This window comes from Variovorax sp. MPBD4-3 (genome assembly GCF_058809745.1).
Genome location: NZ_JBXASW010000029.1, coordinates 21,978 through 43,330, shown reverse-complemented (window position 1 = coordinate 43,330; position 21,353 = coordinate 21,978). Strand labels below are relative to the sequence as shown.

24 protein-coding genes are annotated in these 21,353 nt (G+C 69.0%); 4 read left to right on the top strand and 20 right to left on the bottom strand.

Translation table 11 applies throughout. The annotated features are described in order from the left end of the window. The first annotated feature begins 10 nt into the window (after nt 1-10). The gene (locus tag AC1RVW_RS17745) at nt 11-457 is read left to right on the top strand and encodes a carboxypeptidase regulatory-like domain-containing protein (RefSeq protein ID WP_493201465.1); all 447 of its coding nucleotides are present in this window, start codon (nt 11-13) and stop codon (nt 455-457) included. A 15-nt stretch (nt 458-472) separates the two neighbouring features. On the opposite strand, the gene AC1RVW_RS17740 is transcribed toward AC1RVW_RS17745, so the two are convergent. The 3 genes from AC1RVW_RS17740 to lplT all read right to left on the bottom strand — a co-directional run bounded on the left by AC1RVW_RS17740 (nt 473) and on the right by lplT (nt 3,284). Beyond that, a complete protein-coding gene (locus AC1RVW_RS17740) occupies nt 473-964 on the bottom strand; it encodes a glutathione peroxidase (protein ID WP_081270047.1) in 492 nt (163 codons plus the stop codon). A 12-nt stretch (nt 965-976) separates the two neighbouring features. Continuing rightward, the gene (locus tag AC1RVW_RS17735) at nt 977-1,867 is read right to left on the bottom strand and encodes a DMT family transporter (RefSeq protein WP_106936114.1); all 891 of its coding nucleotides are present in this window, start codon (nt 1,865-1,867) and stop codon (nt 977-979) included. Between the two features lie 112 nt (nt 1,868-1,979). Beyond that, nucleotides 1,980-3,284, bottom strand: coding sequence for a lysophospholipid transporter LplT (lplT, locus tag AC1RVW_RS17730; RefSeq protein ID WP_081270045.1), 1,305 nt, complete (start codon nt 3,282-3,284; stop codon nt 1,980-1,982). A gap of 178 nt (nt 3,285-3,462) precedes the next feature. Here lplT and alr point away from each other — a divergent pair, with 178 nt between their 5' ends. Continuing rightward, nucleotides 3,463-4,566 carry an alanine racemase gene (gene alr, locus AC1RVW_RS17725; RefSeq protein ID WP_493201462.1) on the top strand — a complete coding sequence of 368 codons (1,104 nt, stop codon included), beginning with the start codon at nt 3,463-3,465 and terminating at the stop codon, nt 4,564-4,566. After that, entirely contained in the window at nt 4,563-5,336 is a 774-nt protein-coding gene (locus AC1RVW_RS17720) for a hypothetical protein (RefSeq protein WP_493201460.1), read from the top strand. Before alr ends, AC1RVW_RS17720 begins: the two co-directional genes overlap by 4 nt. Here the strand turns inward: AC1RVW_RS17720 and AC1RVW_RS17715 are convergent. After that, complete coding sequence (locus AC1RVW_RS17715) at nt 5,290-6,237, bottom strand: LysR family transcriptional regulator (protein WP_493201458.1); 948 nt, start codon at nt 6,235-6,237, stop codon at nt 5,290-5,292. The genes AC1RVW_RS17720 and AC1RVW_RS17715 overlap by 47 nt on opposite strands. A 94-nt stretch (nt 6,238-6,331) precedes the next feature. On the opposite strand from AC1RVW_RS17715, the gene AC1RVW_RS17710 reads away from it, so the two are divergent. After that, nucleotides 6,332-7,246 carry a DMT family transporter gene (locus AC1RVW_RS17710; protein ID WP_493201456.1) on the top strand — a complete coding sequence of 305 codons (915 nt, stop codon included), beginning with the start codon at nt 6,332-6,334 and terminating at the stop codon, nt 7,244-7,246. Between the two features lies 1 nt (nt 7,247). Here the strand turns inward: AC1RVW_RS17710 and AC1RVW_RS17705 are convergent, their stop codons facing one another. The 16 genes from AC1RVW_RS17705 to hpaR form a co-directional block, all read right to left on the bottom strand. Next, nucleotides 7,248-8,261: a MerR family transcriptional regulator gene (locus AC1RVW_RS17705; protein WP_493201454.1), complete on the bottom strand. Its 1,014-nt coding sequence runs from the start codon at nt 8,259-8,261 to the stop codon at nt 7,248-7,250. A gap of 93 nt (nt 8,262-8,354) precedes the next feature. Next, the gene (locus AC1RVW_RS17700; protein WP_493201452.1) at nt 8,355-9,344 is read right to left on the bottom strand and encodes a 2-dehydropantoate 2-reductase; all 990 of its coding nucleotides are present in this window, start codon (nt 9,342-9,344) and stop codon (nt 8,355-8,357) included. Between the two features lie 18 nt (nt 9,345-9,362). Further along, complete coding sequence (locus AC1RVW_RS17695; protein ID WP_081270039.1) at nt 9,363-10,154, bottom strand: class II aldolase/adducin family protein; 792 nt, start codon at nt 10,152-10,154, stop codon at nt 9,363-9,365. Nucleotides 10,155-10,295: 141 nt separating this feature from the next. Continuing rightward, complete coding sequence (locus tag AC1RVW_RS17690; RefSeq protein WP_081270038.1) at nt 10,296-11,291, bottom strand: Bug family tripartite tricarboxylate transporter substrate binding protein; 996 nt, start codon at nt 11,289-11,291, stop codon at nt 10,296-10,298. A gap of 36 nt (nt 11,292-11,327) precedes the next feature. Then, nucleotides 11,328-13,061, bottom strand: a complete 1,734-nt coding sequence (gene ilvD, locus AC1RVW_RS17685; protein ID WP_493201451.1) for a dihydroxy-acid dehydratase — start codon at nt 13,059-13,061, stop codon at nt 11,328-11,330. Nucleotides 13,062-13,101: 40 nt separating this feature from the next. Next, nucleotides 13,102-13,572, bottom strand: coding sequence for a nuclear transport factor 2 family protein (locus tag AC1RVW_RS17680; protein WP_493201449.1), 471 nt, complete (start codon nt 13,570-13,572; stop codon nt 13,102-13,104). A 27-nt stretch (nt 13,573-13,599) separates the two neighbouring features. After that, nucleotides 13,600-14,421 carry a 4-hydroxy-2-oxoheptanedioate aldolase gene (gene hpaI, locus AC1RVW_RS17675; protein WP_493201447.1) on the bottom strand — a complete coding sequence of 274 codons (822 nt, stop codon included), beginning with the start codon at nt 14,419-14,421 and terminating at the stop codon, nt 13,600-13,602. Between the two features lie 11 nt (nt 14,422-14,432). Then, nucleotides 14,433-15,236: a 2-oxo-hept-4-ene-1,7-dioate hydratase gene (hpaH, locus tag AC1RVW_RS17670; RefSeq protein WP_493201445.1), complete on the bottom strand. Its 804-nt coding sequence runs from the start codon at nt 15,234-15,236 to the stop codon at nt 14,433-14,435. A 13-nt stretch (nt 15,237-15,249) separates the two neighbouring features. Then, complete coding sequence (locus AC1RVW_RS17665; protein ID WP_493201444.1) at nt 15,250-15,657, bottom strand: 5-carboxymethyl-2-hydroxymuconate Delta-isomerase; 408 nt, start codon at nt 15,655-15,657, stop codon at nt 15,250-15,252. Nucleotides 15,658-15,682: 25 nt separating this feature from the next. Continuing rightward, entirely contained in the window at nt 15,683-16,510 is an 828-nt protein-coding gene (locus AC1RVW_RS17660; protein ID WP_493201442.1) for a DODA-type extradiol aromatic ring-opening family dioxygenase, read from the bottom strand. Between the two features lie 85 nt (nt 16,511-16,595). Beyond that, entirely contained in the window at nt 16,596-16,931 is a 336-nt protein-coding gene (locus AC1RVW_RS17655) for an aromatic ring-opening dioxygenase subunit LigA (protein ID WP_493201440.1), read from the bottom strand. Between the two features lie 3 nt (nt 16,932-16,934). Then, nucleotides 16,935-17,903, bottom strand: coding sequence for a tripartite tricarboxylate transporter substrate binding protein (locus AC1RVW_RS17650; RefSeq protein ID WP_493201484.1), 969 nt, complete (start codon nt 17,901-17,903; stop codon nt 16,935-16,937). Between the two features lie 2 nt (nt 17,904-17,905). Beyond that, the gene (gene hpaE / locus AC1RVW_RS17645) at nt 17,906-19,369 is read right to left on the bottom strand and encodes a 5-carboxymethyl-2-hydroxymuconate semialdehyde dehydrogenase (RefSeq protein ID WP_493201438.1); all 1,464 of its coding nucleotides are present in this window, start codon (nt 19,367-19,369) and stop codon (nt 17,906-17,908) included. Continuing rightward, on the bottom strand, nt 19,366-20,148 hold the full coding sequence (locus AC1RVW_RS17640; protein ID WP_493201436.1) for a fumarylacetoacetate hydrolase family protein: 783 nt from the start codon (nt 20,146-20,148) through the stop codon (nt 19,366-19,368). Before AC1RVW_RS17640 ends, hpaE begins: the two co-directional genes overlap by 4 nt. Continuing rightward, nucleotides 20,145-20,777 carry a fumarylacetoacetate hydrolase family protein gene (locus AC1RVW_RS17635; protein WP_493201434.1) on the bottom strand — a complete coding sequence of 211 codons (633 nt, stop codon included), beginning with the start codon at nt 20,775-20,777 and terminating at the stop codon, nt 20,145-20,147. The genes AC1RVW_RS17640 and AC1RVW_RS17635 overlap by 4 nt, the downstream gene beginning before the upstream one ends. After that, nucleotides 20,774-21,211, bottom strand: coding sequence for a homoprotocatechuate degradation operon regulator HpaR (gene hpaR / locus AC1RVW_RS17630; RefSeq protein ID WP_081270024.1), 438 nt, complete (start codon nt 21,209-21,211; stop codon nt 20,774-20,776). Before hpaR ends, AC1RVW_RS17635 begins: the two co-directional genes overlap by 4 nt. Between the last annotated feature and the right edge of the window lie 142 nt (nt 21,212-21,353).

Sequence of the window (21,353 nt, the reverse complement as noted above, 5' to 3'; positions counted from 1 at the left end):
AGCCAGTGCCATGTCCCATGTTTCCGCCCCCCTCGTTTCTTCTTCCAGGCTGCTGCGGCGCGCGCTGCTCGCGGGCATCTGCGTAGCCGGCGCCGTGGCGGCGCAGGCACAGGGCGCCATGCCGGCGTGGCAGGGCGCCGGCTCGGCACGCTATGTGTGCGGCGGTATCGGCTCGGACGAATCGCAGGCGATGCGCGCCGCCATGAAGGAACATCCGCTGGCGCTGCTGTTCGCACGTGCCGACGGCGCCTACCTGGCGAATGTGGACGTCACGATCAAGGGCGGCGACGCCAGCAACGCCGCGGCGCTGGCGTTCCGCGCCAACGGCCCGGTCTGCCTGGTCGACGTGCCCGCCGGGCGCTATGTCATCGATGCATCCACGGCCGGTGGCGCCGCGAAGTCCCAGACGGTGACGGTGGGGAGCGGCGGCTCCAAGACCGCCGATTTCCGCTTCTGACGGATTGCGGCCGGGTCAGCCCGCCGCCGCCAATGCCGCTTCCACGTCGCGCGTGAGCGAAGCCGGCGTGTCGAGCGGCGCATAGCGCTTGAGCACGGTGCCGTCGCGCCCGACCAGGAACTTCGTGAAGTTCCACTTGATGGCCGTGCTGCCCAGCAGGCCCGGCTTTTCCTTGGTGAGCCACTGGTACAGCGGCGCGGCATTGCTGCCGTTGACGTCGATTTTCTCCATCATCGGAAAGCTCACGCCGTAGTTCCTGGTGCAGAAGGCGCCGATTTCCTCGTTGGTGCCCGGGTCCTGCGAGCCGAACTGGTTCGACGGGAAGCCCAGCACCGTGAGCCCCTGGTCCGCGTATTTTTCGTGCAGCGCCTCGAGGCCGGCGAACTGCGGCGTGAAGCCGCATTTGCTGGCCGTGTTCACGATCAGCAGCACCTTGCCCTTGAAGGCGGAGAGCTTCACCGGCTTGCCGTCGATCTGGTTGGCCTCGAAGTCGTAGATGCTGGTCATGCGGGTTTTTCCTCAGGTGGGAGCGGGAGCGCGATCATCGCGCGGCACGGGCGTTCGCGCAAACGCCGACCAGAGGGCGCCCAGCACGATCAGCGCGCCGCCCATCAGGATGCGCGAGTCCAGCGTGGCCGCGCCCAGCGCCACCGACGACACGCTCGCGAACAGCACTTCCGACAGCATGATCACCGAGGTGGCGCTGGCCGCCAGCCGCGACGCGCCGTATTGCAGGCACACGTTGGCGACGATGAAGCCCGTGCCCAGCAGCGCGGCCCAGCCGAGCCAGCCGGGCGACGCCAGCATCGGCGAATCGATGGCGCCGAAGGCCGTGCCCGCCAGTGCCGCCACGCCCGCCACTGCGGAGCAGCCGCAGAACATGGCGAGCGCGCGCGATTCGCCCGGCGCCGCGCGCAGGCGGCGCAGCACGATGTTGGTCACCGCGAAGCTGAAGCCGGCGCCCACGCCCAGCCAGTCGGGCAGGCTCGACGGCACCGGCCAGTCGGTGCCCGGCGCCTTCAGCACCACCACCACGCCGGTGAGCGCCAGCGCCACCCGCGCCAGCGCGCCGCCGGTGGGCCGCTCGCCCAGCAGCAGCCAGCCCAGCAGCACGCTCCACAGCGGCATCAGGTAGAACAGCAGCACCACGCGTACCACGTCGCCCTGCGTCACCGCCCAGTTGAAGCCCACGTTGGTGAGCCCGGCCGCCAGCCCCAGCAGCACCAGCCCCGGAAAAGCCGCGAAGCCCCGCCAGGCGTGGCGCCGCACGAGGCCCATCACGACCGCGATGGCCAGGTAGATCAGGCAGGTGGTCCACAGCGGATGCAGCCCATGGCCGGCCATCTGGCGGAACGGAAACCAGGCAACGCCCCAGACGAAGGCATTGAACATCAGTGCGAGGGCGGGCATGACGGCGCGTATTTCTCAGGAACACCGCGGAACCGGCTTTGCCGGGCCGCCGGTGTTGCCCCGGGCGAGGGGGTAGGCGAAGCGACACGAAGTGCGCGCAGCCTGGGGGAGTTCAATGATGCTTGTCGCTGCGGGCGATGGCCAGCAGGTGCTCGACTTCTTCCGGGTACTTCTTCAGGTTGTTCTCGTGCCAGCGCTTGATGATCCACATGCAGCCGGCCACCACGAGGCCGAATGCGCTGATCGCGCCGTAGGCCGACAGGCCCAGGCCGGTGCACACGCTGTAGAAGGCGCCCAGCAGCAGGATGCAGGCCTGCTCGTTGAAGTTCTGCACCGCGATGGAGCGGCCGGCGCCCATCAGGTTGTGGCCGCGGTGCTGCAGCAGCGCGTTCATCGGCACCACCAGGAAGCCGCCGAGGCCGCCCAGCATGATGAGGAACGGCACCGCCAGCCAGACGTTGCCGATGAAGTTCATCGCGATCACCATCAGCCCCATCGCGATGCCCATGGGGATCACGCGGGTGGCCATGTCCAGCCGCATGCGCATCGACGCCACGATGGCGCCCACGGCGGTGCCGATGGTCACCACGCCGGTCAGCGCCGAGGCCTGGGTGGTGTTGTAGTCCAGCGCCAGCGCGGCCCACGCCAGCACGATGTACTTGAGGTTGCCGCCCGCGCCCCAGAAGAGCGTGGTGGTGGCCAGCGAGATCTGGCCGAGGCGGTCGCGCCAGAGGCGGGCGTTGCAGTGCCAGAAGTCGGGCAGCAGCGCGGCGATGTTGCGCGCCAGGCCGTGCTCGGGGTTCGAGCGCAGCGGGCGCATCTCGACACCGGTGTGCGGAATGCGCGTGTTGAACCACGCGGCCAGCGCGTAGACGAAGATCAGCACCGTGATCGCCGCCTCGGCCGGCGAGTTGATGCCGGTGTCGATGAACGGGAAGTCGAAGGCCAGCAGCTTGCTGGAAACCGCATGGCCCACCAGCGCGCCGCCGAGCACGATGCCCAGCAGGATCGAGGCGATGGTCAGGCCCTCGATCCAGCCGTTGGCCTTGACCAGCTGGGAGGCCGGCAGCAGCTCGGTCAGGATGCCGTACTTGGCCGGCGAATACGCCGCCGCGCCCAGCCCGACGATGGAGTAGGACAGCAGCGGGTGCGAGCCGAACAGCATCATCAGGCAGCCGAGCACCTTGATCGCATTGCTGATGAACATGACCTTGCCCTTGGGCAAGGCGTCGGCGAAGGCGCCCACCAGCGGGGCGAGCACCACGTAGAAGACCGCGAAGATCGGTACCAGTGCGGCCCGCTGCCATTCGGGTGCGCCCGAAGTCCGCATCAGGTCGACCGCAACAACGAAGAGCGCTTGGTCGGCCAGCGACGAAAAGAACTGGGCCGACATGATCGTGTAGAAACCGCGCTTCATCGATGGGCTGGCTGGCCAGAGGGTCTGCTGGCGGTAGTGAAAAAGTGTCGCGTCCGAGGCGAATGGGCGGTTATAGCACGGGGGTGCGGCGCGCAATTGCGCATCCCCACGGTGTTCGACCCCATTCCCGAAGGTGCTAAAACGTGGTCTGCATTTTCTCCGACTTGCCAGAGCCCCCATGCCGCGCCCCATTCTCGCCACCGTCCACACCGACGCGCTGCGTCACAACCTCGAGCGCGCACGCCGCTCGGCCCTCGAAGCCCGGGTATGGGCCGTCGTCAAGGCCAATGCCTATGGCCATGGCATAGAGCGGGTCTATGAAGGGCTGCGCGGGGCCGACGGCTTCGCGATGCTCGACCTGGCCGAGGCCGAACGCGTGCGCGCGCTCGGCTGGCGCGGCCCGGTGCTGCTGCTCGAAGGCGTGTTCGACGCGCGCGACCTGGAGCTGTGCTCGCGCCTGGACCTGTGGCACGCGGTGCACTGCGACGAGCAGATCGACATGCTCGCCGCCCACAAGACCCTGAAGCCGCAGCGCGTGTTCCTGAAGATGAATTCGGGCATGAACCGCCTGGGCTTCACGCCCGAGCGCTTCGGCTCCGCCTGGACCCGCCTCAATGCGCTGACCCAGGTCGACGAGATTTCGCTCATGACGCACTTCAGCGACGCCGACGGCCCGCGCGGCATCGCCCACCAGCTCGAGGTGTTCGAGCATTTCACGCGCGACCTGCCGGGCGAGCGCTCCATTGCCAACAGCGCGGCCACGCTGCGCCACGCCAGGCTGACGCGCGGCGACTGGGTGCGCCCCGGCATCGTGCTGTACGGCAGCGCCCCCGACTACCCGGAACACGACGCCGCGCACTGGCAGCTGCAGCCAACCATGACGCTGTCGACCCAGCTCATCGGGGTGCAGACGCTGAAGGCCGGCGACACCATCGGCTACGGCTCCAGCTTCACCGCCGAGGGGCCGCTCACCATCGGCGTCGCGGCGGTCGGCTATGCCGACGGCTATCCGCGCCACTGCACCACCGGCACGCCAGTGCTGGTGAACGGCGTGCGCACCCGCATGGTCGGGCGCGTGAGCATGGACATGATCACCGTCGACCTCACGCCGGTGCCCGACGCCAGGTTCGGCAGCGAGGTCACGCTGTGGGGCAACTCGGCGAAGACCGGCGCGGTGCTGCCCATCGACGAAGTCGCGCGGGCCGCCGGCACCGTCGGCTACGAGCTCATGTGCGCCGTGGCCCAGCGCGTGCCCTTCGCCGCCGCCACCCAAGGCGAATGAAGGTTCTTTCCAACTGGCGCTCCGTGCGCCTTTGGGAAACGCAGGTCGAACGCGACCTGCACCGCAACTACAGCCTGCGCACGCACGGCATCCTGATCGGCAGCTTCACGCTGCTGCTCATGTGGTGCGTGTCGGCGCTGCAGATGCACCTGCTGCACGTCGATTCGCTGGCGGTGCGCTACTTCCTCACGCTGGGCATCGGATACCTCGGCTACCTGCTGGTGCTGCGCTGGTGGGCCAAGCGGCTGGTCGAGGGGCGGACGCTGGATGTCGACCTCGATGCGCCCGACGTCGAGTTCGGCGGCGGACGCGGCGGTGGCAGCGGCAGCGGTTCGCACGGCCACGTGAACCTGGGGGACGAAGGAGGAGGTGGTGGTGGTGGCGGGGACGGCGGCCTTTCCGACATGGCCGGCGGCGCGCTCGAAGTCGCTGGCAGTGCCGACGAGGGCGCGATCATCGTCGTGCCGATCGTCGCGGTCTTCCTGATCTGCGTGGCCGTGGTGCTCGGCGCGGGGTCGCTGGTGCTGCTGTACTTCAGCTGGGACGCGCTGCTGGCGGTGGCGATCGAGATCGCGTTCTCCTACGTGTCGGCGCGCGCCGCGGTGCGCGTGGCGCGCGAAGGCTGGCTCATGGCCGCCGTGCGGCTGACGTGGAAGCCGCTGCTGGGCGCGGTGATCTGCGCGGTCGCGCTCGGTGCGCTGCTCGACCGCTTCATGCCGCAGGTCAACTCGCTGCCCGAGGCCGTTCGCGTCCTGACGAAGACGCACTGAGCGCGCCCAGCAGGTGCTCGATCAGCACCCGGCACTTGGGCGCCATGAAGCGGTCGGGCGGGTGCAGGATGTAGGCGTGCCCGCGATAGTTGCCCTGGAACTCCCAATCGGCCAGCACCCGCACCACGCGGCCGTCGTCCAGTGCCGGCCGGGCGATGAACGCCGGCAGGCAGGCCACGCCCAGGCCCGCGAGCGCGCCGTCGAGCCGCACCTCGCTGTGGTTCGACACATAGCGCCCGCGCACCACCACCTCGGCCTCTTCGTCGCCCTGCCTGAAGCGCCAGTGGTTGTCGCGCTCGTGCTCGCCCAGCGACAGGCAGCTGTGCGCCGGCAGATCGAGCGGGTGCGCGATGGCGCCATGCCGCGCCAGATAGGCCGGCGCCGCGCACAGGATGTGCTCGACCGCCATCAGCCGGCGTGCCACCAGCCCTTCGGGCGGCTCGGTGGTCAGCCGCACCACCAGGTCCACGCCCTCGCGGATCGGATCGACGTCGCGGTCGGCCACCACGAGCTGCACGTCGACCTCGGGGTAGCGCCCGAGAAAGTCGAGGATGTGCGGATGCAGCACGCGCCGCGCGAAGGCCTTCGGCGCGCTGATGCGCACCAGCCCGGCCGGCGTCTTCGAAAAGCGCTGCGCGATGTCCATCGTGCCCTGCGCCGCCAGCACCAGTTCTCGGCAGCGCGCGAAGGCCTCGGCGCCAGGCTCGGTCAGCCTCAGCTGGCGCGTGGTGCGCTGCAGCAGCTGCACGCCGATCTCCTTTTCGAGCCGCTTCACCTGCCGGCTCGCGGCCGACGGCGTCATGCCCAGCAGATCGGCTGCCGCGGAGAAGCTGCCCAGCTCGGCGACCCGCAGGAAGGTCACCATCTCCGGCAGCACTTTGAGAAATGAATTCGTTCCCACGACGCAATAGTCCTGTTCCGGCCGATGGCTGTGCGGCCCGGTTGATGCCCGGAACAATTCCCCCTGGGTTGTTCATCGATGGCGGGCCGACAGTATGGATTCAAAGACGCGGGCGGGCTTCGGAGCGGGCATCGGCTCGGCCGAGATCATGCTGCTGCTCGTGGCGGCCGTTTGGGGCGGCAGCTACGCGGTGGCCAAGCAGGCGACGCAGCAGTTGCCGGTGCTGGAGTTCATCGCGCTGCGCTTCGGGCTGACCTTCGTGGTGCTGCTGCCGGCGCTCGGGCCGCTGTTCGGGGCGCAATGGCGCCAGGGCCTGGCGGTGGGCGGGCTGCTCGGCACCAACCTGCTGGCGATCTTCGTGTGCGAGACCTTCGGCGTGTCGCTGACCAGCGCGAGCAACGCGGCCTTCCTCGTCAGCCTGTGCGTGGCGATCACGCCCTTCGTCGAATGGTGGCTGCTGGGCCGGCGGCCGGCGCGGCGCGTGTTCTGGGCGGCGGGCCTGTCGGCGCTCGGCGCGGCGATGCTGTCGGCTACTTCGCCCGCCGACCTGTCGCTTGGCTGGGGCGACGGGCTCATGGTGGCCGCGGCCTTCCTGCGCGCGGTGATGGTGTGCCTGACGCGCCGGCTGGCCGGCCGCCACGCGCTGCCGGCGCTGACGCTCACGGCGGTGCAGGCCGGCGTGATGGCGCTCGGCGCGGCGGCGATCGCGCTGGTCGCCTCGCCGGCCAACGGCGCGTGGCACATGCCGCCGGCCACCGCGTCTTTCTGGTGGGGCATGGCGTATCTGGTGCTGCTGTGCACCGTGTTCGCATTCTTCGCGCAGAACCATGCGGCCTCGCGCTCCAGCCCGAGCCGGGTGTCGCTGCTGATGGGCAGCGAGCCGGTGTTCGGTGCGCTGATCGCGGTGCACGGGTTCGGCGAGCGCATCGGGCCATGGGGATGGGCCGGGGGCTTGCTGATCGTGGCGGCGGCATGGTGGGTGACGCTGCCCCAACCCGATCGCCGTTGATTCAGGCCACTTCTCTTCTCGGCCGCCAGGCGATGACGCCCTCCGTGCGCGCCCGTACTTCCGGCGTGGCGAGGCAGCTGGCAACGGCTTCGTAGCCGGCGGCGCCAGGGTACGGCGCGACGAGCGACGGCGGGCTGTGGTTGGCGGGGCAGAGGATGATCGATTCGTCGTCGCCCACCGCGGCCAGGTCGAGGATCACGCAGGAGCGCGTGAGCATGAAGAGCGGCCTGCCGCCTGGGCCGCGCCGGCGCAGGTGCGCGATGAGCGCCTGCTGGGTCGCAGGGTCCAGCCCCTGTTCCACCAGGTCGACCACCAGCGCCGAGGGTCCTTCTGCCGCCAGCCCGGCCAGCAGGGCGGCCAGCGCGTCGGAGGCTGTGGCGCCGTCCTCCACCAGCCACGCCAGTGCTTCGGCGACTGCCGGTGCAGGCGTTGCGCCGGGGCTCGCCGTCCGGTCCAGCCCGAGGAACGTGGCGCCCGGAATGGTCTCGGCCAGACGCATCGCCAGCCGTGTCTTGCCGCTGCCCAACGGGCCGACGATGTAGTTCAGCGGCCGTATGCCGCGCAGCTCGAAGCGCTCCCCGCCCCAGGGCCACGGCAGGTCGAAGGCGATGCAAAGCCCCTCGGCCGGCTTCAGCAGGCGTGCCAGCTCGCCGGCTGCCGGCGCCTGCCCGCGCGCGAGGCCGGCACGCAGGCCGCGCACTTTCTCCATGGTGTCGCCGAGCTGGCGAACGCGCCCCTCGAGCATCGCTTGGTGCGCCGCCAGCGCCGGCTCCAGTCCCGCGGCGTCGCCTTGCAGCACGCGCGCCACCTGCGCGAGGCTCAGGCCGAGCTTGCGCAGCGCGGCGATCTCCGCGCCCCGGGCCATTTCGCCGGGTCCGTAGGAGCGCCAGCCGGCCTCGGTGCGGGCCGGCGTCAACAGCCCGCGCTGCTCGTACAGGCGCAGCGCCTTGGCGGAAACACCGAGCCGCCGGGCGGCCTCGGCAGGGTTCAGGAATCGGGCGGCTGGAGAATTCACGAGATCACCTCTTGGCTTGGAACGGACAGCGCCTTTATCGAGGCGGCCGCAGGGGCCGGGTCAAGCGATCTTGCGACGGGGGCCCGGATCGGCTCAGTACAGGCCGAGCTGCCGCGTCCTCAGGCGCGCCAGCCCCAGCAGCGCGTCGGTGAACGGCGTCGCCACGCCGGTCAGTTCACCCAGCTCGCGAACCACGGTCACCAGCGCGTCCAGTTCCACCGAGCGGCCGGCTTCCACGTCCTGCAGCATCGACGTCTTGAACGCGCCGAGCTTCATGGTGACGGCGTGCCGGTCTTCCGGGCTCTGCGTGATCTCGATGCCGATGCGGCGGCCGATTTCCTTGGCCTCCAGCATCACCGCCGAAATGAAGCCGCGCACGTAGTCGTCGCCCATGATGAGGTCGGTGGTGCAGCCCGTCAGCGCGCTGATCGGGTTCACCGTCATGTTGCCCCACAGCTTGAACCACACGTCCTTCTGGATCTGCGGCGACAGCGTGGTGTCGATGCCCGCGGCGTTGAGCAGCTCCACCAGCTTCCGCACGCGCGGCGTGGCCTCGCCCGAAGGCTCGCCCACGATCAGCCCGTTGCCGAAGTGATGCCGCACCACGCCCGGCCCGTCGAGCGAGCAGCTCGCGTGCACCACGCAGCCGATCACGTTGCGCGACGGAATGGCCTTGGCGATGGCGCCCTCGGGGTCGACCGCCGCGAGCCGGTGGCCGGTGATTTCGCCGCCGAAGCCGCCTTCCAGGAACCACCACGGCACGCCGTTCATCGCCACCAGCACGATGGTGTCGGCGCCGATCAGCGGCCCGATGCGCTCGGCCACGCCGGCCAGCGCGGGCGCCTTCACGGCGATGACCACCAGGTCCTGCACGCCGAGCTCGGCCGGATCTGCCACCGCGTTGACGGGCACGCGCGTGCGCACCTCTCCACCCGTGCTGCCGCGCATCAGCGACAGGCCGTCGCGCCGCAGCGCCTCGAGCGTCGCGCCGCGCGCCACCACGTTCAGCCGCTGGCCGGCCTGCGCCAGGCCGGCGCCGATCCATCCGCCGATGGCACCGGCGCCGTAGATGCAAATCTTCATGGGAAAGCTCGCCTCAGTTCAGTTGCGGTACGAAGGGTCGATGCGGTCCACCTGGCGCACGAGCGCATTGAACACATCCTGCCCGGCACCGTGCTCCGGGCTGAACTGCAGCGCGTCGCGCGTGCAGCGCTGCGCGATCTCCTCGCTCACCGGAATGGCCGCGCCCATCGAGAAGGTGGCCATCTGGATCTCGCAGGCGCGCTGCAGCGTCCACAAAATCGCGAAGGTTTGCGGCAGCGTCTGCCCCCAGGCCAGCAGGCCGTGGTTGCGCAGGATCACCGCGTTGCGGTCGCCGATGCTCCTGAGCAGGCGCGGGCCTTCGTCGGCATGGATGGTGATGCCCTCGAAGTCGTGGTACGCCACCATGCCGTGCAGCTGGGCGGTATAGAAATTGGTCTGCTGCAGCCCGCCCTGCAGGCAGGCCACGGCCACGCCGGCGGTGGTGTGCGTGTGCATCACGCAGTGCGCGCCGGGCAGGCCGTCGTGAATGGCCGCGTGCACCGTGAAGCCGGCCGGGTTCACCGGGTAAGACGAACCGTCGAGCACCCTACCCCGCAGGTCGATCTTCACCAGGTTGCTGGCCGTGACCTCGCTGTAGTGCAGGCCGAAGGGGTTGATGAGGAACTGCTTCTCGCCGCCCGTCACGCTGTCGGGCAGCCGCACCGTGATGTGGTTGTAGATCATCTCGACCCAGCCCAGCATCGCGAACACGCGGTAGCAGGCCGCGAGCTCCTCGCGCGCGGCGCGCTCGTCGGGGTGGATCGAGGGATGGACCAGCGCCGAGGCGGCCGGGGTGGCGAGAGTGTTCATGGCAGTTCCTTTTAAATGGCTTGCTCGTTGTGCTTTCCGAGGCTTTCGCGGGGAACACCGCGGAACCGGCTTTGCCGGGCCGCTGGTGTTGCCCCTTGAGGGGGATTCGGCTACACGAAGTGAGCAAGAAACGGGGTGGTCCTATCCCTCCGCTGTAAAGCCGACGTCCTTCACGATCGGGCCCCACTTGGCGGTGTCCTTCTTCAACAGTTCCGTCAGCTCGGCGGGCGTGGAAGACATCGCTTCCAGGCCGAAGGTGCCGAGGCCGTCGATCACGTCCTTCTGCGCGAGCGCGTTCTTCATCGCCGTGTTCAGCTTCGCCACCAGCTCGGGCGAGGCCTTGGCCGGCAGGAAGAAGGCGAACCACTCGCTGTGCGCCATGTCCTTCAGGCCCTGTTCGCCGAAGGTGGGCACGTCGGGCACGAAGCGGCTGCGCTTGGCGCCCGATACGCCCAGGATGCGCACCTTGCCGGTGGGCAGGTGCTGCGTGATGTCGCCGATGGGGCCCGACACCGCGGAGATGTTGCTGCCCAGCAGGTCGAGCATGGCCGGCTGCGTGCCGCGGTAGGCCGCATGCTTGAGCTCGACGCCGCCCTTCTTGCCCAGCAGCGCGCCGATGAAGTGCGGCGTGGAGCCGGATGCCGGCGAGCCGTAGTTGGCGCCGGCCGGGTTGGCCTTGGCCCAGGCCAGGAACTCCGGCACGGTCTTCACGCTGGCCGGCACGGCCGGGCCCACGGCAAAGCCGAAGTCGAACACGCAGGCCAGGCTCACCGGCGTGATGTCAGTCACCGGGTCGTACGGCAGCTTCTTGTAGATGTGCGGGTAGATCGTGAGGATCGAGGTCGGCGTCTGCAGGATGGTGCTGCCGTCGGCCGGGCGGCCCTTCACGTAGCCCACCGCGATCTGGCCGCCCGCGCCGGTGCGGTTCTCGACCACGGCGGTCTTCGCGTACTCGGGGCTGAGCTTGGTCGCCAGGCGACGGCAGGTGGTGTCCGACGTGCCGCCGGCCGCGAAGCCGGTGACGATGGTCGCGGTCTCTATGTGTGTCGTCGCCTGCGCGAAGACGTTCTGGCCAAGGCTGGCCATCAGCGCGGATGCACTGGAGGTCTGCAGGATCTGGCGGCGCGTGAAGCTCATGGTGTCTCTCTCCGGACGTTGGTTATGGAGGGTCGGTCAGGACTCGTCGCGCAGCCAGGTGACCGCGCCCGAGTGGGTCACGGCGCCCTGATGGGCAGGACGCACGGTGAGTGCGTATTTTTCCAGTACGCCGCCTCGCGCGACCCCCGCGTTTACCTCACGTCCGGCGAGCCGGGCGGCGATTTCCTGCGCGCCCAGTTCGACCGAGATCGAGCGTGCCTCCGCCCGCGCGTCGATGGCGATCACGTCGCCGTCGCGCAGCGCCGCGATCGGCCCGCCGTCCGCCGCCTCGGGCCCCGCGTAGCCGATGCACAGCCCGCGCGTGGCGCCCGAGAAGCGCCCGTCGGTCAGCAGCGCCACCTTGTCGCCCATGCCCTGGCCGTAGAGCAGCGCGGTGATGCCCAGCATCTCGCGCATGCCGGGGCTGCCCCTGGGGCCTTCGTTGCGGATCACGATCACGTCGCCGGCCTCGTACAGGCGGTTCTGCACTGCGGTCTGGGCTTCTTCTTCCGAATTGAAGACGCGCGCCGGGCCGCGGAACACCAAGCCTTTCAGCCCCGCCGTCTTGAGCAGCGCGCCGTCGGGGCAGAGGTTGCCCTTGAGCACCGCCAGCCCGCCGTCGCGCGTGATCGGGTTGCCAGCCTCGCGCACCACGCGGCCGTCGGGCGCCAGGGCGCCGGCCAGTTCCTCGGCGATCGTGCGGCCGGTGAAGGTGAGCACGTCGCCGTGCAGGAAGCCCTGCTCCAGCAGCGTGCGCAGGATGACGCCCGCGCCGCCGATGTAGAACACGTCGCGCGCCAGGTACTGGCCGCCCGGGCGCAGGTCGGCGATGAGCGGCGTGCGGGCGAAGATCTCGGCCACGTCGTCGAGGTGGAACTTGATGCCGGCCTCATGCGCGATCGCCGGCAGGTGCAGCGCGGCATTGGTCGAGCCGCCCGTGGCCGACACCACCGCGCAGGCGTTCTCCAGCGCCTTGCGCGTGACGATGTCGCGCGGCAGCGGGCTGTCGCCCATCACCGCCTTCATGAGGTTCTTCGCGGCGCGGCGCATCAGCGGCGCGCGCTCGCTGAACACCGCCGGCACCATGCTCGAGCCGATGGGCGCCAGGCCCAGCGCTTCCGACACCATGCCCATGGTGTTGGCCGTGAACTGCCCGGCGCAGGCACCGGCCGTGGGCAGGCAGGCGCGGCTCATGGCGTCGAGCTCGTCGTGCGTGGCGGTGCCGGCCAGCACCTTGCCGATGGTCTCGTAGGTGTCGACCACATTCAGGTCGCGCCCGTCCGGTCCCGGCATCTGCCCCGGCAGCGCGGAGCCGCCGTGCACGAACACGCTCGGCACATTGCAGCGGACCATGCCCATCATCAGCCCCGGCAGGTTCTTGTCGCACGCGCCGATGGCGAAGATGCCGTCCCACTGGTGGCCGCGCGTGGAGGCTTCCACGCTGTCGGCGATCAGCTCGCGCGAGACCAGCGAGAAGCGCATGCCCGAGTGCGCCATCGTCAGCCCGTCGCTGATCGACACCACCGGGCATTCGTGCGGCGTGCCGCCGCCGGCGTAGATGCCGGTCTTGGCGTGCTGCGCCTGCTCGCGCAGGTTGAGGTTGCACGGGCTCATCTCGCCGCCGGTGTGGAACACGCCGATGTGCGGGCGCGCGATGTCCTCGTCGTCCTGGCCCAGCGCATGCAGGAAGCTGCGCGTGGTCGCACGGATCGTGCCCTCGCGGATGGTGGCGGAGCGAAAGCGCTTGGTCGGGTCGGTGGGCGTGGTCATTCGGCTGGCGTGGGCTGGCTGGGTTGTCGTCGGGGGGGCGTCAGAACATGCCGTTCTTGTTCGCGGCGGTCTCGGGTACGGGCTGCACCACGTCCCAGTGCTCGACGATCTTGCCGTTCTCCAGCTTGAAGATGTCGACGATGGCACTGCCGCGCGTGCCGGGCTCGCGCACCGCGTTCACATGCAGGATCACGTAGTCGCCGTCGACGAAGCTGCGCTTGATGTCGCTGTGCGATTTAGGAAATTTCTCGCGCAGGAAGGCGACGAACTTGCGGAACCCCTCGGGGCCGTCGGCCGCGGTGGGGTTGTGCTGCACGTAGCGGTTGCCCACGTACTGCAGCGCCGCGTCGGCGTCCTTCTGGTTCAGGCCCTTCTCGTAGAAGGCGAGCACGGCCTGGCGGTTGGCTTCCTGCTGGGCGGTGGGGCCTGGCTTGCCGGCGCCCATCGGGGCGCAGGCGGCGAGGAACAGGGTGGCTGCCGCGGCTGCGGCCGCCAAGGTCATGCGTTGCATCGAGGGTGCTCCTGTGCGTGAAGGAAATCAGTAGCCGCTGGGCGAGGCCGCGCCCGGCGCGGTCTTGTACTTGGCCAGCAGCTGCTTCGCCGCAGCCGCCAGCACGATGGTGTCCACGCCCACCGCCACGAACAGCGCGCCGGCCGCGAGCCACTTGCGCGCCTGCTCCTCCGTGGTCGACAGGATGCCCGGCGCCTTGCCGGCCTTGAGGATGCGCGCGATGGCGTCGGCGATCACGGCCTGCACCTCGGGGTGGTTGGGCTGGCCCACGAAGCCCATCGAGGCCGACAGGTCGGCCGGGCCGATGAACACGCCGTCCACGCCCGGCGTGGCCGCGATGGCGTCGAGGTTCCTCATCGCCTCCACCGTCTCGGCCTGAACCAGCAGGCAGGTCTGTGCGTTGGCCTCGTGCAGGTAGTCGGGGTAGGCCTGCCAGCGCGAGGCGCGGGCCAGCGCGCTGCCCATGCCGCGGATGCCCTCGGGCGGATAGCGCATGCCCTGCACCAGCCGCGCCGCCTGCTCGGCCGTGTCGACCATCGGTACCAGCAGCGTCTGCGCGCCGATGTCCAGGTACTGCTTGATCAGCGTGGTGTCGCCCACCGGAATGCGCACGACGGGGTGCGAGCGCTCCGACTCGGCCTGTGCCGACCATGCGCTGGAGATGCCCTGCAACTGCTGCAGCACCGAGCGCACGTCGTTGGGCGCGTGCTCGCCGTCGACCAGCAGCCAGTCGTAGCCGGTGCCGGCCAGGATCTCGGCCGCATAGCCGTCGGCCAGGCCGACCCACAGGCCGATCTGGGGCTTGCCGGCCTGCAGGGCCTGCTTGAAGGTGTTGGTGGGTGTTTGCATGAAGATGGCTTTCAGACGAAGCGGAAGGCGATAGAGCCCAGCGGGCCGTAGTCGGCATGGAAGGTGTCGCCCGGTACCGCGTTGGTGGGACGCGTGAACGAGCCGCCCAGCACTACCTCGCCGGCTTCCAGGCACTCGTCCCAGGGCGCGAGCTTGTTGGCGAGCCAGGCCACGCCGGTGGCGGGGTGGTTCAGCACGGCCGCGGCCACGCCCGATTCCTCGATCACGCCGTTCTTGTAGAGCAGCGCGCTCACCCAGCGCAGGTCGACCGCATTGGGCTTCACCGGCCGTCCGCCCATCACGATGCCCGCATTGGCCGCGTTGTCGGCGATGGTGTCGAACACCTTGCGCATGGCCTTGGTGTGGCGGTCGAATTGCTCGATGCGCGCGTCGATGATCTCGATGGCGGGCACCACGTAGTCGGTGGCGGCCAGCACGTCGAAGATGGTCACGTTCGGGCCCTGCAGCCGCTTGCCGAGGATGAAGGCCAGCTCCACCTCGATGCGCGGCGCGATGAAGCGCTTGAACGGGATGTCGCCGCCCTGCTCGAAGAACATGTCGTCCAGCAGCGTGCCGTAGTCGGGTTCGGTGATCTGGCTGGCCTGCTGCATGGCGCGCGACGTGAGGCCGATCTTGTGGCCCTTCACGATCCGGCCTTCGGCGATCTTGTTCTTCACCCATTCGCGCGAGATGGCGTAGCCGTCCTCGATCGTCATCTCGGGAAAGCGCTTGGAGAAATGCTCGACCTGCACGCGCGACTTCTCGCTCTCGTGAAGTTCGGCGGCCAGTTGGGCGATGGTGGCTTTGGACAGCATGTCGGCTCGCTACTTATGACTTGTTGAACAGGGGATGCAGGTTGCTGTGCTTGCCGTCGTACACCTGCCCGGGGCTTTCGTCGATCTGCAGCGTGATGCCGATGTGCCGCTTGTCGAAGATGGGCGCGAAATGCGCGCGCACGTCGGCCAGGAGCGCGTCGCCGGCCTTCTTCTTCACCGCCTCGGAGCGCCCCGCGGCCATGCGGATGTTCAGGTAGACGAAGGCGTAGTCGGCCTTGCCGTCGGCCACGGCGTAGTGCGCGGCGGGGTAGGCCAGCACGCGCGTGCCGCCGACGGGAAACACCGGCTTGCCGGCCTCGTCGCGCTGCTCGAGCATGGTGTCGGCCAGCGTGCGGCACAGCGCCGACATGTCGGTCTCGGCCTCGAGGTTGGGGGTGTACAGGATCACCAGGTGCGGCATGTCGCGGCTCCGTTCCTCTTGTTGTTCATTCCACCGACATCACGGCGGCCGTGCAGGTCACCGCGAAGATCGGAATGGCCTTCATGTGGAAGATCTCGCCCTTGCCGCGCGCGGCGGCCGCCACGCTCAGGAAGGTGCGGATCTCGAAGCCGCCCTGGCCCGCTTCGCGGTAGGTGGCCTCGTCGTTGTAGTCGGCCTGCGAAAGCAGCGCGTCGCGGTCGTTGGCGCACCAGCGGCGCATGAACTCGGCGTCCCATTCGGCGTTGACCTTGCCCGAATCGGGCGTGGCCGGCCAGTGCGAGATGCCGCCCGTGCCCACCAGCGCGATGCGTTCCGGCGCCTTGTCGCAGGCGCGGCGCAATGCCTCGCCGAAGGCCCATGCGCGGTGCAGCGGCGTGAGCGGCGGGCCCTGGCAGTTGATGTTCACGGGGATGACCTTGGTGTCGAACTTCGGCGTGAGGAAGTTCAGCGGCACCATGATGCCGTGGTCGAACTTCCATTCTTCCGCGTAGGCCACGTCCACCGTCTGCATCACTTCGCGGATCAGGCGCTGCGAGAGGGCGGCGTCACCGGGCACCTTCGTCTTCTCGATGCCCAGCCACTTCGGGTCCTCGATGGGGCCTTCGTAGCTGTCGGCCATGCCGATGGCATAGGCCGGCATGTTGTTCATGAAGAAGTTCGCGAAGTGCTCGGCCGCGATGACGATCACCGCGTCGGGCTTCGTCGCGCGCATCGCCTCGCCGAAGCGGTGGAACTGCGCGTGGAACTCGTCCTTCACGGCAGGGTCGGCCAGATGGGCGCGGCCCGTGATGCCGGGGGCGTGGCTGCACACGCCTGCGAAAACCAGGCTCATCTCGATGCCCGCCCGGCCGCCCGAAGGGCATCGAGCGCCCCCTCGGGGGGCAGCGAACCACACAAGGTGGGGAGCGTGGGGGTCTTCATATTCCTGCCACCTTCTCGTCGGTTCCTGTCGTCATTGCGTAGATGCCGGCGCGCACCGGCCCGTACTTGCGCACGCCTTCGCGCATGGCTTCGAGGTAGTCGGCCCATGCAATGCCCAGCAGCGGCGCGAAGTGCATCAGCAACTGGCCGTTGCATCCGAGCACGTAGAGCTTGCCGATGTCGCCGGTGTCGATGGCTTCGCGCTCCTCGTCGTCGAGCTCGTAGCCGGCGAGCAGCGCGGTGCGCGCGTCGCCGCCTTCGGCATAGCGCCGCTGAACGTCCTGGTCGCGGTTGAGCGCGAACAGGAATTTCTGCATCGCATAGAGGCTCATGGTTCAGCCCTCGATCTGGATGTTGGCCTTGCGGATCACGTCGCCGTACTTCGCGATCTCGCTCTGGATGAAAGCCGCAAAGCGCTCCGGCGTGCCCGACAGCGACGCGATGCCGCCCTTGTGGAAGGCGTCCGCCACCACCTGCCCCGCGAGCGCGCGGTTCACCTCGGCGTTCATGCGCTGCACGATGGCATCGGGCGTGCCGGCGGGCGCCAGCAGCCCGTTCCATGAATTGGACTCGATGGCCACGCCCTGTTCCGCCAGTGTGGGTATGGCAGGCGCGTACTGCGAGCGCTGCGCGGTCGCCATGCCCAGCGCGATGAGCTTGCCGTTCTGCACGTGGCTGCGGAACTCGGGCCAGTTGCCGAACATCATCGTCACCTGGCCGCCGAGCAGGTCGGTCAGCGCCGGGCCCTGGCCCTTGTAGGGCACGTGCACGATGTCCAGGCCCATCTGCTGCTTGAGCATCTCGCCCGACAGATGCGCCGAGGTGCCGTTGCCGAAGGAAGCGAAGCTCAGCGTACCCGGCTTGGCCTTGGCCGCGTTGCGCAGGTCGGCCAGGGTCTTCAGGCCGCTGTTCGGATGCGTGGCGAGCACGTGCTCCGACATGCCCATGAGCGCCACCGGGCGCAGGTCTTTCTGCGTGTCGTAGGGCAGCTTGCGGATCAGCGTCTGGTTGGCCGTGAAGCTGTTGGCCACGCAGACGAAGGTGTAGCCGTCGGGCGCGGCCTTGGCCGCGGCATCGACGCCGATCACCGTGCCCGCGCCGGGCTTGTTGTCGACGATCACCGGCTGGCCGAGGGTCTTCGACAGTTCCGTGCCCACCAGGCGCGCCACGAAGTCGGTGGTGCCGCCGGGCGTGAAGGGCACGATCACGCGGATCGGCTTGGCGGGCCAAGCCGCCTGCGCGCGCGCCAGCGAGGGCAGGGCCGCGAGTGCAGCCGCGCCTTGCAGCAGCGTGCGACGTCGCATGCTCACGCCACGCCCCAGTGCGGGATGTGGTGCGAGCCCATCGACACCGCGATGTTCTTCGGCTCGCAGAACACCTCGTAGCTCCAGGTGCCGCCTTCGCGGCCCGTGCCCGAGGCCTTGGTGCCGCCGAAGGGCTGGCGCAGGTCTCGCACGTTCTGGCTGTTGACGAAGCACATGCCGGCTTCCACGGCCGCGGCCACGCGGTGCGCCTTGCCGATGTTCTCGGTCCACACGTAGCTGCTCAGGCCGTACTGGATGTCGTTGGCCAGGCGAATGGCATCGGCCTCGTCCTTGAACGGAATCAGGCAGGCCACGGGGCCGAAGATCTCGTCCTGCGCGATCTTCATGCGGTTGTCCACGTCGGCGAACACCGTGGGCACCACGTAGTTGCCCTTCTTCACGCGCTCGGGCAGGTTAGCCGGCGCATCGAGGCCGCCGCACAGCAGCGTCGCGCCTTCCTTCGGGCCCAGCTCGATGTAGCTGCGCACCTTGGCCAGGTGGGCCTGCGAAATCATCGGGCCGACGATGGTCTTCTCGTCCAGCGGGTCGCCCACGGTGATGCGCTTGGCGCGCTCGGCGAACCTGGCGGCGAAGTCGGCGTAGATCGACTGCTGCACCAGGATCCGCGAGCCGGCCGTGCAGCGCTCGCCGTTGTTGCTGAAGATCATGAACACGGCCGCGTCGAGCGCGCGGTCGAGGTCGGCGTCGTCGAAGATCACGAAGGGGCTCTTGCCGCCGAGTTCCATGCTGAATTTCTTCAGGCCCGCGCTCTTCACGATGCGGTTGCCGGTGGCCGTGGAGCCGGTGAAGGAAATGGCGCGCACGTCAGGGTGGGCCACCAGCGGCTCGCCGGCTTCCTTGCCGTAGCCGTGCACCAGGTTCAGCACGCCGGGCGGAATGCCGGCCTCCAGCGCCAGTTCGCCCAGCCGCGCGGCCGTGAGCGGCGACAGCTCGCTCATCTTCAGCACGGCCGTGTTGCCGAAGGCCAGGCAGGGCGCGACCTTCCAGGTGGCCGTCATGAAGGGCACGTTCCACGGGCTGATGAGCGCGCACACGCCCACCGGATGGAACAGCGTGTAGTTCAGGTGCGTGGGCGTGGGGTAGGTGTGGCCGTCGACGCGCGTGCACATCTCGGCGAAGTAGTAGAAGTTGTCGGCCGCGCGTGGAATGAGCTGCTTGCCCGTTTGCGCGATGACCTGGCCGCAGTCGTTGGTCTCGGTCTGCGCGATCTCGGGCACGTTCTTGGCGATCAGGTCGCCGAGCTTGCGGATGAGCTTGGCGCGCTCGGGCGCGGGCATCCCGGCCCACTTGGGGAATGCTTCCTTGGCGGCGGCCACGGCCGCGTTCACCTCGGCTTCGCCGCCGGAGGCGACTTCGGCCAGCACTTCCTGCGTGGCGGGGTTGACGGTCTCGAAGTAGTCGGTGCCGGCGACGCTCTTGCCGTTGATCAGGTGATCGACTCTCATGCTTTTCCTTGGATTATCTCGATGGTGTTCATGAGCGCGCCGATGCGCTCGATCTCGGTGACGACGACGTCGCCCGGCTTGCAGTCGACCACGCCGTCGGGCGTGCCCGTGAGGATCAGGTCGCCCGGCGAGAGCGTCATGAAGCGGCTGAAGTACTCGATGAGGAAGGGCGCGTCGAAGATCATGTCGCGCGTGTTGCCCTGCTGCGTGACCGTGCCGTTGACGGTGGTGCGCAGCGCGAGCGCCATGGGGTCGGGCACGTCGGCCGCATCGACGAACCACGGGCCCAGCGGCGTGCAGGTGTCGCGGTTCTTCACGCGCAGGTTGGGGCGGTACCAGTTCTCGAGGTAGTCGCGAATGGCGTAGTCGTTGGCCACGGTGTAGCCGCCGATGAAGTCGTAGGCGTCGTCGCGCTTCACGTTCTTCGCGGTCTTGCCGACCACGATGGCCAGCTCGCATTCGTAGTGCATGAACTGCACGTCGGCCGGGCGATGCGTGTGCTGGCGGTGGCCGATGAGCGCGCTCTGGCCCTTGACGAAAACCAGCGGTTCCTCGGGCGCCTTGAACTCGAGTTCCCTGGCGTGGTCGGCGTAGTTCAGGCCCAGCGCGAGGATGGTGCGCGGGCGTGCCGTGGGCGCGAGCGGCGGCAGCCAGGTGAGCTGCTCCTGCGGCACGATGCGGCCGTCTTTAAGGCGCACGGCGGCGTCCTGCTGGCCGTTCAGTTCGTGGGCGGTGCCGGTGTGTTCGCGGCCCTCGAAGATGACGCGTGCGTGCTTCATGCGGCTTCCTTCACCAGCGTGTTGCTCAGGGTCTCGAAGCCCGGCGCGGAAATGTCGATGCGGTCGCCGGCGCGCGCCAGCGGGCGGCCCGGGCCGCAGCCCAGCATCAGCACGTCGCCGTGCGCGAGCGTCATGAAGTCGCCGACGTCGGCCAGCAACTGCCGGGCAGGGCGCACGAGTCGAGAGAAGTCGATCGACTGCTTCAGCTCGCCGTTGATGCGGACCTCGACGCGGAAGTTGGCGGGGTCCGCCACCTCTTGCGCGTCGCGCAGTGCCGGCCCGATGCCGAGGAAGCCGTCGACGCACTTGAACTTCACCGGCGGACGGAAGAAGCTGGCATGCGGAATCGACAGGTCGTTCAGCAGCACGAAGCCTTCGACGTCGCCCTCGGCGCCGATCGCCATGCCGATGCTGGCGCCGATCTCCACCTCGGGCACACTGGCGGGCACCGTGATGGCGCTGCCGTGCGGGCTCCAGGTGTTGGCCGTCTTCACATAGAGCACGGGTGCAACGGGCGGTGCCTTGTAGGGCGGCTGGGTCATCTGCGGCGCGAGCGCCTCGACTTCGGCGCGGAAGTTCAGCAGCGTGCCGTACACCGTGCCCGCGGGCAGGAAATGGGGAGTGCTCATGGCGAGGGTTGCTCCAGTGCGATCAGTTCGTCGAGCAGCCCGTAGAGCTGCGTGAGCTTGGCCTTGCCGAGCGATGTTTCCATCCACTCGTAGTGCGCCTCGATGCTGGTCGACAGCCGCTTCACCAGCTTCATGCCGTGCGGCGTGGCCTCGACCACGGTGCGGCGCTGGTCGGCCGGGTCGCGGGCGCGGGTGATGAGGTTGTCGCGCTCCATGCGCGCGAGCACGCCGGTGAGGCTGGGGCCGAGGATGAAGGCCTCGCGCGCCACGCGTCCGGTGTCGACCGCGCCGTGTTCGCCCAGCACGCGCAGCACGCGCCATTGCTGGTCGGACAGGGCGTGCTCGCGCAGGCTGGGCCGGGTGTGGGCCATCACGGCTTCGCGGGCCTGCAGCAGCAGGCGCGGCAAATTGCGGTGCGTGAATGTCGTGCTCAAGGCTTGTCTCTTCCGAAATTACTTAACATGTTAAATGAATGGTCGGCGCTTTCCTAGTGGGTGGTTCCGTCGATTCGAAGAACCTAGGGTATGCACGGATGAGGCGTGCAGATTGCACGCCCGCCGGCGCTGTGCATCGCGC